This is a genomic window from Bacillus norwichensis (genome assembly GCF_014836955.1).
GTDB classification, from domain to species: domain Bacteria; phylum Bacillota; class Bacilli; order Bacillales; family Bacillaceae_C; genus Siminovitchia; species Siminovitchia norwichensis.
In genome coordinates this window covers 24,887-40,286 of record NZ_JACSPV010000015.1, presented here as the reverse complement: position 1 = coordinate 40,286, position 15,400 = coordinate 24,887, and the positions used below count along the sequence as shown (strand labels likewise).

Below are 15,400 nucleotides of genomic sequence, written 5' to 3'. Positions count from 1 at the left end.
ATTAATTCTCCTTTACGGGGAACCTCAGCTCAAATGCACTTCCTGAGCCGGGTTCGCTTTCAACTGACAGTGATCCATTATTTTCTATTATATACTGTTTGGAAAGAGAGAGCCCAAGCCCTGTACCAGATGTCTTCGACGTATAGAAAGGCTCAAAGATCTTTCTTGTCTCCTCTTCCGTCATTCCTTCTCCTTGATCAGAAATCGTCACAATTACCTCTTCCTCCGAGCGACATGCATGTATAGAGAGGGTTAATTTGCCCTGAGCTTTTTTGTTTTTTCTTTTGCTATCCATTGATTCGATGGCATTGAGAAACAGATTGATCAAAACTTGGTTCATCTGGCTTTCATCCGCCTCAATCCATAAATCCGGCTCCACTCTCCATTCAATTTCAATATTTTTATTATCCGTTTCTTGTTTGAATAAAATAATGGTAGATTGGATGAGTCTTTCCAAATTAAGAGAGTTTGCCTTGCCACTGCCTGGCTTGGCGTAATTAATCAGACCTTCTACCAGCTGGTTCAAACGCTCAATTTCCTTGGGTACAAGGGTAGATATTTCACTTCGGAACTTTTCATTGTTCATCTTCATCGGAATAAGCTGGACAAAGGTTTTGATCGATGTAAGTGGATTCCGGATCTCATGTGCCAATCCTGCTACTAGCTGAATAAGCGCGCGGCTCTTTTCCTGCTCCTGTAATTGATCCTTAATTCTTTTCTCTGCTGTTATGTCCTCAAAAAAAAGCAGGATACCCGTTGTTTTATTTTGGAAATTGTACAACGGCTGGATATCATAGCGGATATAAGAATCTTCTCCATTTGGAAGGGTCGCCTTCCGTTCTTTCCCAATCATCTTCTTGCCCGATTTAATCGTTTCGTCCACATCTCCCTTCAGCATATTCCAAAGAAAAGGAAAGTCACTGGCCTTCTTCCCTCCCGGCTTTCGCTTTTCCCCCATCATTTCAAGGGCTACATTATTGATGGATGTAATTATACCGTTTTGATCACAAGTGACCACACCTCTGGCACTGGATTCCAAAATCTGTTCTTTGAACTGATCGCTATTCTTTGTTTTCTGAACTTGCTCTGTCAAAGATAGATTCATGGCTTGCAAATCCTTCGTCTTGCGATTGACTTCTCTTTGAAGAAGTCTGTTCCAGCGAAATCCCAGCAGGAAGATGATAAGCGCTAGAACGATGATAAAAATGAGCATTTCACGGATTTTCTTTAGTTTTTCACTCAAGGGAGACTCAAAGTCTTCAAACCATTTATTATAGACTTCAGAATAGCTATCCGTCAGCTTCAATTGCCTGATTCCGATATTCAGATGGTGCATCAATTGATAATTCCCTTTTTGGACAGCAAAGGAATATTCAAGCGGCAATAGATGGCTATCTAAAAAACGATATTCATCTTCCAAGCCTCTTGCCTTCAATAAATATTTTGCAGTAATTTGGTTTCCAACATAAGCATCCGCTCGATCCTTATATAAAACTTCAAGACCTGTTTTTGCATTATGAGCTGAATGATAATGGATATTCCGGATATTTCTCAGGAAATCATATTCCATTGTGTTATACAGAATAGCGACCCTTTTTCCCTGCAGATCCGTGAGTTCCTCGATTGAGCTGTCTGCTGGAACAAGAACTCCCACCGAAGAAGTTAAATATCGATCCGTAAAATCGACTACTTCACTAAATTCTGCTGTAAACGGAACACCGAGGATGATATCAATCTCTCCATCCCGAAGAGCTTCGATGCTTTGATTAAGCGTTAATGGCACATATTGCACTTGAAACTGCTGGTTATCAGCAATCTTTTTTATCAAGTCGATATTAAAACCGACATATTGATCATTACGCAGAAATTGATAAGGCGGGGACTTAGGATCAAAGCCAACTTTTAATACCTTGTTTTCAAGGGAAGATAAACCAGTGCTATGTACAGGGTTTTCCTCATCATCCCCATGTGCTGATACAGGAAAAAATATAGAAATGAGTAAAATAAAAATAAAAACAAATTTTTTCAACAGAAAACTACACCTCCCAGTCATCCACCAAGGCTGTGTTACTAGATTAGCCCAGCATGCTGGAAGGTGCAATATGAAAAATGATGATTCAATATAGGACAATACCTGCTAAACTAGCAATGAGAATAATCAATGCAGGGTGCCATTTAAATTTTATCAGAGCAAATAAACAGAATAAAAATAGGAGTCCTCCAGTCAACGCCTCCTTCGATATAGAAAAAAGGCCATTTGACAAAGCGAAGGAATAAGCCGCAAATATTATCAGTGCAGTAACAATGGGACGCAGTCCATAAAAGGCAGATTGAACCATAGTCATTTCATTTAACTTGTAAAAGAAAGCAGCTATGAGGAGTACGATTAAAACTGAGGGAATCGTAATGGCAACAGCAGCTGTAATCGCTCCAGGCAATCCGGCTGTATGGAAGCCGATAAAGACAGCTGTGTTCGTGGCAATCGGACCGGGAGACATTCCGGCAACCGCAATGACGTCTATTAATTCCTGTGATGTCATCCATCCATGACGGGTAACATCCAACTCAATCATCGGGATGATGGCGTAACCACCGCCGAATGACACAAAGCCAATCAATAAAAACGTGAGAAATATATCTAATAGCATGTTTTTACCTTCCTTCTTCAACCTCTCTTGCGGGTATGCTTTTTCCCTTCTTTGATGACTTCACTTTCCTATTGGCGATGCCACTCAAAATTCCTGCAATAATTAAGAGGACTGGGTGCAGATGAAAGAAAATGAGCAGTATGACTGCTATGAGCATTAAAGCCAAAGTAAATTTATCCGATATGGAAGATCGTACAGTCGAAATGGCGGCGTATACGATGAGAGCAACAACCGCGGGTCTAATCCCCTTAAATGCAGCTTCAACATAATCATTATTTCTGACAGTAAGGAATAAAAGACTTAAAATAATGACGATGAAGAAGGTCGGAATCATCATACCGATTGTTGCTGTGAGTGCTCCCTTCACTCCCGCAATTCGATAACCGACAATAGCTGCCGAATTCACTGCCACTGATCCCGGGGCTGATTGTGCAAGTGCAAAGGAATCAATGATCTCCTTATCTTGAATCCATCTCTTCTTATCGACCACTTCTTTTTTCATTAAGGGCATCATGACAAATCCTCCGCCAAACGTGACAGGACTGATTTTCATAAAGGCCCAAAACAATTGCAGGAGCAGATACTTGCTGTTTTCTTGCATCTCCATTGCTCCTTTCTACTTTCTTCCTTTTTTGAATAAAGAGTCGAAACTATTGTGCATTAAAATAAGATTGAAACACTTGCATTGCAGCTCCGAGCGCAACCGCTTCTTCTTTCAGCGAGCCTTTTTTAAAGACTGGAGTAAACATCTCCGGCATATAAATGTGCGATTTGGCAGCGGCAATCGCCTCATTATAAAAAATGGATATTTCATACACAAGACTGCCATGGAGAACAACAAGCTCCGGCCGAAGAGAATTGATCATATTCGCTAGGCCTACCCCAAAATAAAATGCAGCTTTTGTCACAATCCGAACAGCTTTTGGGTCATCTTCTTCCAACAATAGCAGGAATTTCTCAAAGGACACCTCTTCACCACTTGCCCTCTTATATTCTTCAACCATTGCTGGAAAAGAAGCATAAGCTGTTAGACAGCCTTCCCTTCCGCATATGCAGATCTTTCCGTTTGCCTGGACGATGATATGTCCGAGAGCACTTGTATCTCCCTGTCCAGCATAAAATATCCTTCCGTCATTCATCACTCCGCCCCTGATTCCATATCCATGGACACAATAAAGAATATTGCGGAATACCTCGTCATGATGGATAAATTCTGCCACTGCCGCGCTATTTGCCCCGTTATCAATTAAAATACGGACAGGAAAGCTTTCAAGTCCCTTGCGAATGTCGACATCCTCCCAACCTGCCGCAAGGAAAGATTCAGGATTGATCATTTTTCCCTCTTCTCGATGGATAGGTCCTACCGCACCCACTCCGATTCCAAGAAGGGAGTTGAAGGAAATATGATATCGGGTCAGCCATGAATCAATTACTCGGTTGATTTCAGTAAAAACCACATCAGGTGTCTTCATATTTGTCATGGTAATGACATTCCGGTCTATGACGGAAAAATCAACTGTTGTCAAGAGGGTTCTTACGGCAGTCCGGGAAATATCAATACCGATGATCCATGCCGATTCCTTGATTGTTTCATAAAGTATAGGCGGCCGCCCTCCGCTTGAAGGACCGACTCCTCCTTCCTTAATCCAGCGATTTTCCAAGAGTTCTTCTATCGTACGTGTCATCGTAGTTGGTCTTGCTTCTAATATCTCAATCAATTCCGCTTTTGAAATAGAGCTACGTTTATGAATTTGTCTATAGGTTTCTTTAATAAGAGAGTTTTTTCTCGAATCGTCAGACAGGCATTTTTTCAGCAATGTTTGTCCTCCTGATTTCATCTAACTTTATTCCTTTTTGGTATTAAGTCTCCTCTTTATTGTAAATAAATGAAGACAGCTGTTCAAGGATTTTATTTAACTATACTAATAAAAAAGTAAAAGGCGCCCAATTGGCGACAAGCACAAAATGAATTTTGAATGAGAGTTTCACCCTTCTCCTCAATTTGGCTTAATTCTTCACCGATGGCGCCTAAAGCTTAGTAACCTTTACTATTATACGAGTACCTCTTCCTTATTTTCCTGCCCTTCAGATAGGTCAACCGGCCCGCAAACTGCTTTTTCCAGCATTTCAACAACGTCATACGTTTTGATACTATCTTCCACTTCGATTGCCTTCGTGCCATCTGTGATCATGGTCAAACAATATGGACACCCAGCACTGATAATAGAAGGATTGACTTCCAATGCCTGCTCCGTGCGCGCAACATTTATTCGCTGGCCTGTTTCTTCTTCCATCCACATCAGTCCGCCACCGGCTCCGCAGCACATGCCCTCTTCCCGCTTTCTGGCCATTTCAACGAGTTTCACGCCTGGTATAGCTTTTAATATTTCCCTAGGGGGATCATATATTTCATTGTATCTTCCCAAATAACATGAATCATGAAATGTAACCCTTTCATTTACCGGGAAACGAGGGACAAGGCGGCCTGCCTGGATAAGTTGAAATAAGAGTTCAGTGTGATGGTACACTTCTGCTTCAAATCCAAAATCAGGATACTCATTTTTGAAAATATTGTAGGCATGGGGATCAATTGTAACGATTTTGGTCACGTTATTCTTTTCAAATTCCGCGATGTTCGCTGCGGCAAGTTCCTGGAATAAAAATTCATTGCCAAGTCTTCGCGGTGTATCTCCAGAATTTTTCTCTTTATTGCCAAGTATGGCAAACGACACACCGGCTTCATTTAACAATTTGGCAAAAGATAAAGCAATCTTTTGGCTGCGATTGTCAAAAGCACCCATTGATCCCACCCAGAACAGATAGTCCGGATCTTCACCAGCCTTCTTGCATTCTTTCACAGTAGGAACATGGACATCGTTACGAAGCTTCCGCCACTTCTCTTTTTCCTTCCGATTTAATCCCCACGGATTTCCTTGTCTCTCAATGTTTTGCATGGCACGCTGTGCGTCCGCATCCATTTTCCCTTCCATCAAAACAAGATGACGCCTCATGTCGATTATCTTATCTACATGCTCGTTCATCACCGGACATTGGTCTTCACAATTGCGGCATGTTGTACATGCCCAAATTTCTTCCTCTGTAATAACATCACCGATTAAAGAAGGGCTGTACAGCTCCTCGATGCTGATGTTTTCCGCACCGGCCGCCAGGGCCAGTCGGTTTCCTGTCGTATTGGCAAAAGCTGCTGCCGGCACCCAAGGCTGTTTTCTTGTGACGGCTGCACCTGTATTCGTCAAATGGTCGCGCAGTTTCAGAATAAGGTCCATTGGCGACAGCATTTTGCCGGTCCCGGTTGCCGGGCACATATTTGTACACCGTCCGCATTCCACACAGGCGTATAAATCAATCAGCTGGGCATGCGAGAATTCCTCTATTTTCCCAGCTCCATAGGATTCCTGGGTTTCATCTTCAAAATCAATCGCACGCAGCTTTCCAACTTTATCTATCCGATAAAAAAATGTATTTAACGGACCGAAAATGAGGTGAGCGTGCTTCGACTGCGGCACATAGACGAGGAATGTTAAAAGAGCAAGAAGATGCACCCACCACATGAAGTAAAATATTCCTGCAGCAGCTGTTTTTGGAAGAAGCTTTAGCAGAACTGCTATAGTTGAAGCAACAGGCTCCGTGCTAATAAACCGAACGTTTTCTTCCATCCATATTTGGTACGTACCGTTGCCGATCAGTACAGACAGCATGAGTGTACCAATAAATATCAGAACAAGACCGCTTTTCCAGTCACGCTTTAGACGAACAAGCTTTTCAATATATCGGCGATAAAACGCCCAGATAACAGCGGCAAGAATCATTAATGTAATAAATTCCTGGAATAGCTTAAAGGCACCATAAAGTGGCCCCAGGGGCAAGTGAGCCCCAGGAATAATTCCTTTAATCATAAAATCAATGGCACCAAACTGCACAAGTATAAAACCATAAAAGAACATGACATGGATCATACCACTTTTTTTATCTTTTAAGAGCTTTTTTTGACCAAGTACGTTTATCCAAACATTCCGAAGCCTTGCTTTAAGCTTCTTGTCATACTCTTCTTTCTTCCCAAGAAGAATATAATCAAATCTAGTTTTTAGAACGTATAAAAATAAATAAACCGCATAACTGATAACGGCAATCGTTGCTAGCAAATTAATCCATAACAAGCCGCTCATCCATGTCACTTCCTATTTTAAAAATTCTCAAGTAAAATCATCTGATTCTGGCCTTACCATTTCCCTAAGCTAAGAAAAGCGAAAGGCGAATTTTGCTGAGGCAACTCCTCAGCCATCAAAGCTGCTTATTTCAATTACATCGTGAAAAGCTTCCTTGAATATGATGAACCGCAGAGCGAGCACATTCTCCCTAAATACACTTTCCGCGTGACTTGATCCTTGTGCTGATGGCGCCTGGCCCGCGACGTCCTGTCGATTCGCCTGCATTAGTACCTCCTGTACTTCATAACTAGACCTATTAAATCTTAATGCGAACAAAATATTTCAGTTAATTTTATACCTTTTTACTCTTGAAGAAAGGCAGCATTGCTACTGCCTTTCTTCGTAGAATGATGACTAGCTTACTGCATTGGCCAGCCTCTGTTTTTATTAAATGTGCCCTGACGTATTTGCACCCAGATTTTATTGAGTTCCGCTCGATAAACTTCCTCTGAAAATCTATGGTATCCGCCGGGGGACTTTAATTTTATTCAGCCGTGTTTTGAGACTTCACTGAAATGGAATACTCATATGCTTTCATCACCACTTACAGAAGTGGGAGACTTTTGCTGAATGAAGTTAACTCTTCAGTTAAAATAGGGATAATTTCATTCAGATCCCGTACAATCCCATAATCTGCAATTTCAAAGATTGGTGCTTCTGGATCCTTATTGATAGCAACAATCACTTTAGAATTGGACATTCCGGCCAAATGTTGGATCGCCCCAGAAATACCTGCTGCAATATACAAATCTGGAGTTACTACTTTTCCTGTTTGCCCGATTTGCAAAGAGTAATCACAGTATTCCGCATCACACGCCCCTCTAGATGCACCAACCGCACCGCCCATTACATCAGCAAGCTTTTGTAAAAGTTCAAATCCTTCCGGACCCTTGACTCCCCTGCCTCCAGCCACAACAACTTTTGCTTCGGATAAATCAACACCCTCTGCTGTCTTGCGAACAACTTCTTTAAGTATTGTTCGAATGTCTTTTATTTCGGCTGTAAAGTTCTTCACTTCTCCTGTTCTTGATTCATCTATTTCTAATGGAGTAATATTGTTCGGACGAATGGTAATCAACAAAGGACCGTTCTTCAGCATTCGTTTTTCAAAGGCTTTTCCAGAGTAAATCGGTCTAGTAAATATAGAGTTCCCTCTCTCTTCCTCAATAGAAACAACATCCGAAATTAACCCCGCACTCAATTTTACAGCGATACGCGGTGACAAATCTTTTCCCAAAGATGTATGTCCCATAATGATTCCTTCTGGATTTTCATCATCAATGATCTGAAGCAAAGCTTGTTGGAAAGCATCCGTTGTATAATTATTCAACTCTGGATGATTCACCAGGATCACGCGGTCAGCACCATAATGCAGCATGGTTTCCGCGAAGTGACTCACATCTTCTCCGAACAGCACCCCGACAACTTCACCTTCGCTGGCAATGACTTTTCCGGCAGCGATTACTTCAAAAGAAACCTTCCTTAATTCACCATTTTTCACTTCTCCGACTACCATAATTTTCTTTGTCATGTACACGCCCCTCCAATTGTTAAATCACTTTCTTTGTTGTATGTAAATAGGAGATTAATTGGTTGACCTGCTCTGTCGGCTCACCTTCAATCATCACACCTGACTCTTTTGGAGAAGGAAGGAATACTTCTAAGACAGATGATTTCGCTTCAAGCTCTTCCTCATCCAGTTCAAGGTCATCCACATCGATCGTTTCAATCGTTTTTTTCTTCGCCTTCATGATGCCTGGGAGAGATGGATACCGAGGTTCATTCAACCCCTGCTGAGCAGTAACAAGAAGTGGCAGTGAAACTTCTATTATCTCTTCGTCCCCATCTGCATCTCGGGTAACAACCGCTTGACGATCGGTAACTTCAATTTTTGTAATCGTTGTCACTTGAGGGATTCCAAGATGTTCAGCGATTCGAGGTCCAACTTGTCCTGATCCATTATCGATAGAGAAGTTGCCTCCAATGATGAGATCATATTCCTGACTTTTCAAATAGGAGGCAATCAATAAAGCCGTCGTATGCGAGTCACATTCCTCGATCTCTCCGTTCTCAATCAACACAGCTTGATCTGCCCCCATCGCAAGTGCTGTCCTGATTTCTTTCTCAGCTTCTTCATCACCTACGGTTACAACCGTGATTTCTCCCCCATGCTTTTCTCGTAAAACAATTGCCTCTTCGACCGCATATTCATCATATGGATTCATGATAAATTCCGCACTGCTATCATCAATTTCATTCCCCGACACTATCATCTTTTCTTCTGTATCAAAAGTTCGTTTTAAGAGAACAAATATTTTCATAAGTACCTCCACGCTATTCATAAATAGATTGACTTTTTCCGCTAGCCCAGTTGCTTATTGTATAATGGAAGCTGCTGCTCATCCTCAGCCGTATATTGATAAGAGTATTTCTCTTGAACAAGTAAAATAGCAATGGCTCCAACGATACATGCTAGACTGATCACCGTAAAGTTTGCTTGAACACTTAGATTTTGTGACATTAGTATTCCCACGAGAGTTGGTGACATAATTCCACCCAATCTTCCAAAAGCCATCATGATTCCAAGAGCCGTCGAGCGAACCTCCGGTGGATAATATTGCGATACGACTGGGTTAAGCAAATTATGAATTCCAATGGAAGCTGCTCCAATAATACCGACAAGAATATAAGCGATGACAATATGCGGAGCTACAGAAATAAATATGAGTGAAAGGGCTCCTGCAAAGAACAGAGGAACAAGTACTTTTTTTGCTCCATATTTATCTAGCAACGGACCGATGACAATCGTTCCTACCGTAGCACCTACATTTAGGAGCGCCAAGAAAAGCAAGCTTGAGCTAAGGTCGTATCCGGCTTGAAGCATTAGCTTTGTCAGCCAGGTGTTCATCGCATAAATCAACAGAAAACAACTGAACGAAATGCACCAAAACATTACCGAACTCAATGCTCTTTTCTCGCTCATCAGTTTTCCAATCGAGGCTTTCTTCGTTCCTTTACCAGCAGAGACAAATTTAGTCGTTTCACTGAATTTTTCATTCGGAACAGCCTTTTTCATAATAGCCAATATTTCTCTGTCTCTTTCCTGATTTGCCAATACACGCAACGATTCCGGCAAAGCCTTTAACATAAACGGAACAAGTAAAAGTGGAATGGCCGCCAACCAAAAAAGAGGCTTCCAACCATATGTTTCAATGACAAATTTACTCAACAATGCAATAATCATTGACCCGACGGAATAACCGCAAAATATCAGTGCAACCATTGTGCTTCGAATTTTTTTCGGTGCAAATTCTGTTGAAAGGGCAACAATATTCGGCATCACCCCACCTAGACCCACACCTGCGAGAACACGCAAAACAGCAAATAAGAGCGGACTGTTTGCAAAGCCTGATAAACACGTAAAAAAACTGAAAATAACTACACTGCTTATCACAATCTTTTTCGGACCAATCCGATCCGCGGCCATACTCATTCCAACCGCCCCCACGACCGTTCCAATCACTGTATAACTTCCAATGGCTCCTGTCTGCACTGGAGAAAGTGCCCATTCCTCCATTAAAACAGGAACAACCGCACCGTAAATGGCTGTGTCATATCCATCAAACAAAATAATAAGAAAACACCAGAACAACAGTTTAAAATGAAAGCGATTAAACTTACTTTTATCATAAATTTGATTAGCATCAATTGTGTTCATGTGAATTTAACCTCTTTTTTCATTTCTTCAGCCAATTTTAATTTACTTATTTTTCCTGAAGCTGTGACTGGTAAATTGTCCATGATGATAAACTTATCAGGAACTTTATATTTCACAAATCTTTCTTGTATATATTTCTGGAGCGATTCCTGTTCTAAATCCGCTCCCTCTTTCGCTACAACGCAAGCGCACGCCACTTCACCATAAACGTCATCGGGCAGGCCAATAACTGCTGCATCCACAATGTCAGGATGCTTATGGAGACTTTCTTCTATTTCACGCGGATAAATATTATATCCGCCCTTAATAATCATTTCTTTTTTTCTGCCTACAATCCGAACGTATCCTTTCTCATCCATTACCGCCAAATCTCCGGAGTAAAACCAGCCTTCATGATCAATAGCCATTGCTGTTTCTTCCGGCATATTATCATATCCCTTTGTCACTCCTGGCCCTCGACATGCAAGTTCCCCGACCTTTCCCACCGGACATTCAGCTCTGTTTTCATCAACTATTTTTAATTCCACACCCGGTATCGCACGTCCAACCGTTTCGGCACGTAATTGATCGGTATCTTCAAATGACGTTATGGTAAGAGTTGCAGATGTTTCTGTCATGCCATATGCAACGAGAACATTACAATTCATTTCTCTCCGGATTCTCTCCACCACCTCTACTGGACAAGGTGCAGCGGCCATTTCTCCTGTGCGTAGAGAGCTTAAATCATATTTCTTAAAATCTGGGGAATTCAATTCCAAAATAAACATAGTCGGAACACCAGGATGCACAGTCACTTTCTCTGATTCGATCAACTCCAAAGCTTTCGTTACCGAATATTTCTCCATCACTACAAGTTTTCCTCCGCAAAAAGTGGATCGAAGAATAAACGTTACACCAAAGATATGAAAAAGCGGATTAGGAATTAAAAATATATCTTCTTCTGTACACTCCATCACTTGAGCAGCTGACACGGTGCTGAATAATACATTTTCATGCGTCAGCATGGCCCCTTTGGGACGGCCGGTTGTTCCAGATGTAAATAAAATCGCAAATAAGTCTTCCTTGGGTTCCACTTGGAAAGCTGATTCCAAACTCTGTCCAGCTAACAGTTCATCATATTGAACAAACCCTTCCTCTTGAAACCCGACAGATATTATTTCATTCAACGTTGTTATTTCTTTCTGAAGCTCATCAAAATAGCCTTTTTCACCACAGAACAACACTTTGGCTCCAGTTTGTTGAACGATGTAAGAACATTCTTCCTTACTGAAGGAAGGATTAAAGGGAATAAGCACAGCCCCCGCCCGGGCAATCGCAAAAAATGCAATGATAAATTCGGCTGAATTTTTTAATGCGACCCCTACACGATCACCGCTTTTGACGCCTAGCCTGATCAATCCTTTCGCTAGTCTGGTTACTTCCTGATCAAGTGCACCATAGGTAATCCTTTTAGTTCCATCCACTATGGCCTCTTTGTCAAAAAATCGTTTAGCAGTCAATTCCAATGTGTTACTGACATTCAATGTACTTTGCAGTTGATTCATTTTCTTCACCCTTTTTGTTAACGCTCTCATTGTCAAAAGTGAATCATGGCATCTTCATTCCTTTTTATACCTGTAAAACTTTTATCGTTATTAGACTGATAACTTTAATCTGAATAATACAAAAATAAATTAAATTATAAAGCTTCCCAAATGGCTGCGATTCCTTGTCCTCCGCCAATACAAACAGCAGATGCCCCGTATTTATTGTTGCGTCTTTTCAATTCTTTCACAAGCGAGTGAGAAATCCTTGTGCCGCTTGCCGCCAGCGGATGACCTAAAGCGACTGCACCACCGTTTACATTTCCTATCTCAGGATCAAATCCTAGTTCTTTTTGGCAAGCTAAATACTGAGCTGAAAAAGCTTCATTAATTTCAATTAAATCCAAATCTTTAAGCTGTAAATCCGCTTTCTTTAAAGCACCTTGAATAGCTGGTACTGGTCCAATCCCCATATATTTAGGCTCTACTCCTACAGCATCCCAAGATACGAGGCGCGCGATTGGCTGTAAACCGTTCTTTTCTGCATAATCACTTGAAGTAATGATAACTGCCGCGGCTCCATCCACCATCCCACTTGCATTTCCAGGAGTCACAACTCCATTTTTGACAAAGCGAGCTTCTAGCTTACTTAATTGTTCCATGTTCGTATTACGGATGTGCTGATCTTGATCCACAACCTCATCGCCTTTTCTACCTTTTACAGTGACAGGAACAATCTCTTCTTTGAAATAGCCTTTTTCTCTAGCTGAGATGGCTCGCATATGACTTGCCAATGCATGTGTATCAATTTCTTTTCGAGAAATATGATACTTTTCTGCAACATTTTCCGCTGTTTCCGCCATTGAGTATCCACAATTTGTATCTAACAGACCATCGAATACCCAGTCCTCCACTAATGGTGCACCAAGCGGGCTCCCCCATCTCATTCCGCGGATTACATGAGGCACCTGGCTCATATTTTCTGTTCCTCCAGCTAATACAACATTAGCCTCTCCTGTTAAAATATATCTGGCCCCAGCTAGGATTGCTTCAATGCCTGTGCCGCAAACACGGTTGACCGTAACAGCCGGCACTTCAAGCCGAGTACCTGATTGCAAGCCGACATGTCGAGCAAGCATATGGGCATCCTTGCTCGACTGCTGAACATTGCCGAATACAACATGATCAATATCTTCAGGCGAAATTCCCGATTTTTTAATGGCGGCTTTTGAAGCCGTCACTCCCAATTTTGTTGCAGTAATATCTCGAAAAGACCCTGAAATTTTTGCAAAAGGTGTACGGGCTCCCTCTACTAATACAATGTGACTCATACTTAACACCTCTTTCATATAATTAGAGCGTATATCGTTCCGCTGTAATGACTCGTTCTGCAATTCGCCGCTTGATTTCAACCATATTATCCGGGCTGCTGCTGATCAGACGTCCGATGGTCTGGGAAAACGAATCATGATTGTTTAAGTGGTTGAGAATATTCAAACCTTTGATTGCACACCATTGAGCTGTTTCATGAACATATACTTTTGTGCAATCTAGGATTTGCGCGCTGCGATCATCCCCATATTTCGTGAGCAACTTATCTGCACGAAGAACAGCACTTTCGCTCACATAAATGGCGATAGCAAGATCAGCCAAAAAAGCAGCTACTTCCTGTTCCTCATTCAAATCGTCAAAGCCTGCCTGGTGAATAGCCTGAACAGTTGAATCCAAGTATTCTTTCATAAGCTGAAGCGTTTGTTTTTCCCGTTGTAAAGGTCCATCGCTTACCTGGTTATTTTCCAGTTGTTGCTTTCCATTCTTTAATATTGTGGATGCAATAATCATTCGATTAATTTCATTTGTCCCTTCAAATATCCGGTTTATCCGAGAATCGCGATAGATGGCCTCTATTTCATATTCAGCCATATAGCCATATCCGCCATGAATTTGAACGGCTTCATCAACTACAAAGTCTAGTGCTTCTGTAGACATCACCTTATTAATGGAGCATTCGACGGCAAAGCGGGCAATCGTTTTTCCATATTCCTTACCTGATTCTTTCATTTCCTCGAATCCATCTTGCATCGCCCCTGCTGTTCTGTATACAGCACTTTCATTGGCGTACGTTTTGATGGTCATATCAGCCAGCTTTTGTTTGATTAAATTAAAACTTGAGATTGGCCGCCCGAATTGCTTTCGTTCATTTGCATATTTAACCGCGAGCTCCAATGATCTTTTCGACGAACCAAGCGCTGAAGCGGAAATTTTATAACGGCCAATATTTAATACGTTAAATGCAATGATATGCCCTCTTCCAATTTCACCAATGACATTTTCTACCGGTACTTTTACCTGATCTAAAATAAGCGAACGTGTAGAGGACCCTTTTAAACCCATTTTGTTCTCCTCGAGGCTTGTTGACAGTCCTTCAGATTTTTTTTCAACAATAAAGGCGGTTATTTGTTTGCTGTCTACTTTCGCATAGACAATAAACACGTCGGCGAAAGCCGAATTGGTAATCCATTGCTTCTCTCCATTTAATATGTAATGCTTTCTATCATCCGCTAGGATAGCCGTTGTTTTTAAGCCCAATGCATCCGTACCTGCTGACGGTTCTGTCAGTGCATAGGCAGCAATTTTATTTCCTGAAAGCAAGTCAGGCAAATATTTTTCTTTTTGAGCTTGGCTTCCAAAATAAGCAATCGGCAACGCACCTATCCCGGTTTGTCCTCCAAACGTAATTGAAAAGGAACGTCCTAGTGCCATTTTCTCTCCAATAATAGCCCCGCTGACTTTTCCCAGATCTAATCCGCCATCTTCTTCAGGGATATCAGCGCCTATCAAGCCAAGTGCCCCCGTTTCTTTGATCAAACGAATTGTTTCATCAAATTCCTGGTTTTCTATTTTTGAAAGGGCCGGCATGACCTCGTTCATCACGAACTTCTCTGTCATATCCGCAATCATTTGATGTTCATCCGAAAAATCTTCCGGGGTAAAAATATCATTAGAATGGATCGTTTCAGTCAAAAAATTCTTCGCCCTCACATTTTTTGTTGCCATTCCCTCAACTCCTCAAAATCTATTAAGAAAAGCGAAAGGCGCCCGTCTATCGGCGACAAGCACAAGGCGAATTGCGAGGAGGCAGTTCCTCAGTCACCACAGCAATTTGACTTGTGACCTCGAGCCGATGGTGCCTGTAGCTAGACATATAAAATCTTAATCCGAACAAAATATTTCATCTAATTTTATACTTTCTTTATCTGTTAAAAAAGAAGTATCTCTGAG

At 41.6% G+C, this 15,400-nt stretch carries 11 protein-coding genes; all 11 read right to left on the bottom strand.

Translation table 11 applies throughout. The annotated features are described in order from the left end of the window. Nucleotide 1 precedes the first annotated feature (1 nt). Nucleotides 2-2,029 (bottom strand): transporter substrate-binding domain-containing protein, encoded by a 2,028-nt coding sequence (locus tag H9631_RS10570; protein ID WP_191812573.1) that lies wholly within the window; start codon nucleotides 2,027-2,029, stop codon nucleotides 2-4. A gap of 88 nt (nucleotides 2,030-2,117) precedes the next feature. Further along, a complete protein-coding gene (locus H9631_RS10565; RefSeq protein WP_191812571.1) occupies nucleotides 2,118-2,648 on the bottom strand; it encodes a chromate transporter in 531 nt (176 codons plus the stop codon). 4 nt (nucleotides 2,649-2,652) lie between these two features. Next, nucleotides 2,653-3,249: a chromate transporter gene (locus tag H9631_RS10560; RefSeq protein ID WP_191812569.1), complete on the bottom strand. Its 597-nt coding sequence runs from the start codon at nucleotides 3,247-3,249 to the stop codon at nucleotides 2,653-2,655. A gap of 49 nt (nucleotides 3,250-3,298) precedes the next feature. After that, complete coding sequence (locus H9631_RS10555; protein ID WP_191812568.1) at nucleotides 3,299-4,465, bottom strand: ROK family protein; 1,167 nt, start codon at nucleotides 4,463-4,465, stop codon at nucleotides 3,299-3,301. Between the two features lie 234 nt (nucleotides 4,466-4,699). Beyond that, on the bottom strand, nucleotides 4,700-6,835 hold the full coding sequence (locus tag H9631_RS10550) for a (Fe-S)-binding protein (RefSeq protein WP_191812566.1): 2,136 nt from the start codon (nucleotides 6,833-6,835) through the stop codon (nucleotides 4,700-4,702). A 586-nt stretch (nucleotides 6,836-7,421) separates the two neighbouring features. Beyond that, entirely contained in the window at nucleotides 7,422-8,408 is a 987-nt protein-coding gene (locus tag H9631_RS10545) for an electron transfer flavoprotein subunit alpha/FixB family protein (RefSeq protein WP_191812564.1), read from the bottom strand. A 19-nt stretch (nucleotides 8,409-8,427) separates the two neighbouring features. Further along, nucleotides 8,428-9,198, bottom strand: coding sequence for an electron transfer flavoprotein subunit beta/FixA family protein (locus H9631_RS10540; RefSeq protein ID WP_191812562.1), 771 nt, complete (start codon nucleotides 9,196-9,198; stop codon nucleotides 8,428-8,430). Between the two features lie 41 nt (nucleotides 9,199-9,239). Then, nucleotides 9,240-10,595 carry an MFS transporter gene (locus H9631_RS10535; RefSeq protein WP_191812559.1) on the bottom strand — a complete coding sequence of 452 codons (1,356 nt, stop codon included), beginning with the start codon at nucleotides 10,593-10,595 and terminating at the stop codon, nucleotides 9,240-9,242. Beyond that, nucleotides 10,592-12,139, bottom strand: coding sequence for a class I adenylate-forming enzyme family protein (locus H9631_RS10530; RefSeq protein WP_191812558.1), 1,548 nt, complete (start codon nucleotides 12,137-12,139; stop codon nucleotides 10,592-10,594). Before H9631_RS10530 ends, H9631_RS10535 begins: the two co-directional genes overlap by 4 nt. Nucleotides 12,140-12,273: 134 nt before the next feature. After that, nucleotides 12,274-13,449 (bottom strand): acetyl-CoA C-acetyltransferase, encoded by a 1,176-nt coding sequence (locus tag H9631_RS10525; RefSeq protein ID WP_191812556.1) that lies wholly within the window; start codon nucleotides 13,447-13,449, stop codon nucleotides 12,274-12,276. Between the two features lie 22 nt (nucleotides 13,450-13,471). Then, nucleotides 13,472-15,175: an acyl-CoA dehydrogenase family protein gene (locus tag H9631_RS10520; protein ID WP_191812554.1), complete on the bottom strand. Its 1,704-nt coding sequence runs from the start codon at nucleotides 15,173-15,175 to the stop codon at nucleotides 13,472-13,474. Nucleotides 15,176-15,400 lie beyond the last annotated feature (225 nt).

Coding starts and splice junctions, on each gene's coding strand:
- H9631_RS10565 (WP_191812571.1), bottom strand. CDS start 2,648: ATGCTATTAGATATATTTCTCACGTTTTTATTGATTGGCTTTGTGTCA.
- H9631_RS10525 (WP_191812556.1), bottom strand. CDS start 13,449: ATGAGTCACATTGTATTAGTAGAGGGAGCCCGTACACCTTTTGCAAAA.
- H9631_RS10520 (WP_191812554.1), bottom strand. CDS start 15,175: ATGGCAACAAAAAATGTGAGGGCGAAGAATTTTTTGACTGAAACGATC.
- H9631_RS10560 (WP_191812569.1), bottom strand. CDS start 3,249: ATGCAAGAAAACAGCAAGTATCTGCTCCTGCAATTGTTTTGGGCCTTT.
- H9631_RS10535 (WP_191812559.1), bottom strand. CDS start 10,595: ATGAACACAATTGATGCTAATCAAATTTATGATAAAAGTAAGTTTAAT.
- H9631_RS10530 (WP_191812558.1), bottom strand. CDS start 12,139: ATGAATCAACTGCAAAGTACATTGAATGTCAGTAACACATTGGAATTG.
- H9631_RS10545 (WP_191812564.1), bottom strand. CDS start 8,408: ATGACAAAGAAAATTATGGTAGTCGGAGAAGTGAAAAATGGTGAATTA.
- H9631_RS10540 (WP_191812562.1), bottom strand. CDS start 9,198: ATGAAAATATTTGTTCTCTTAAAACGAACTTTTGATACAGAAGAAAAG.
- H9631_RS10550 (WP_191812566.1), bottom strand. CDS start 6,835: ATGAGCGGCTTGTTATGGATTAATTTGCTAGCAACGATTGCCGTTATC.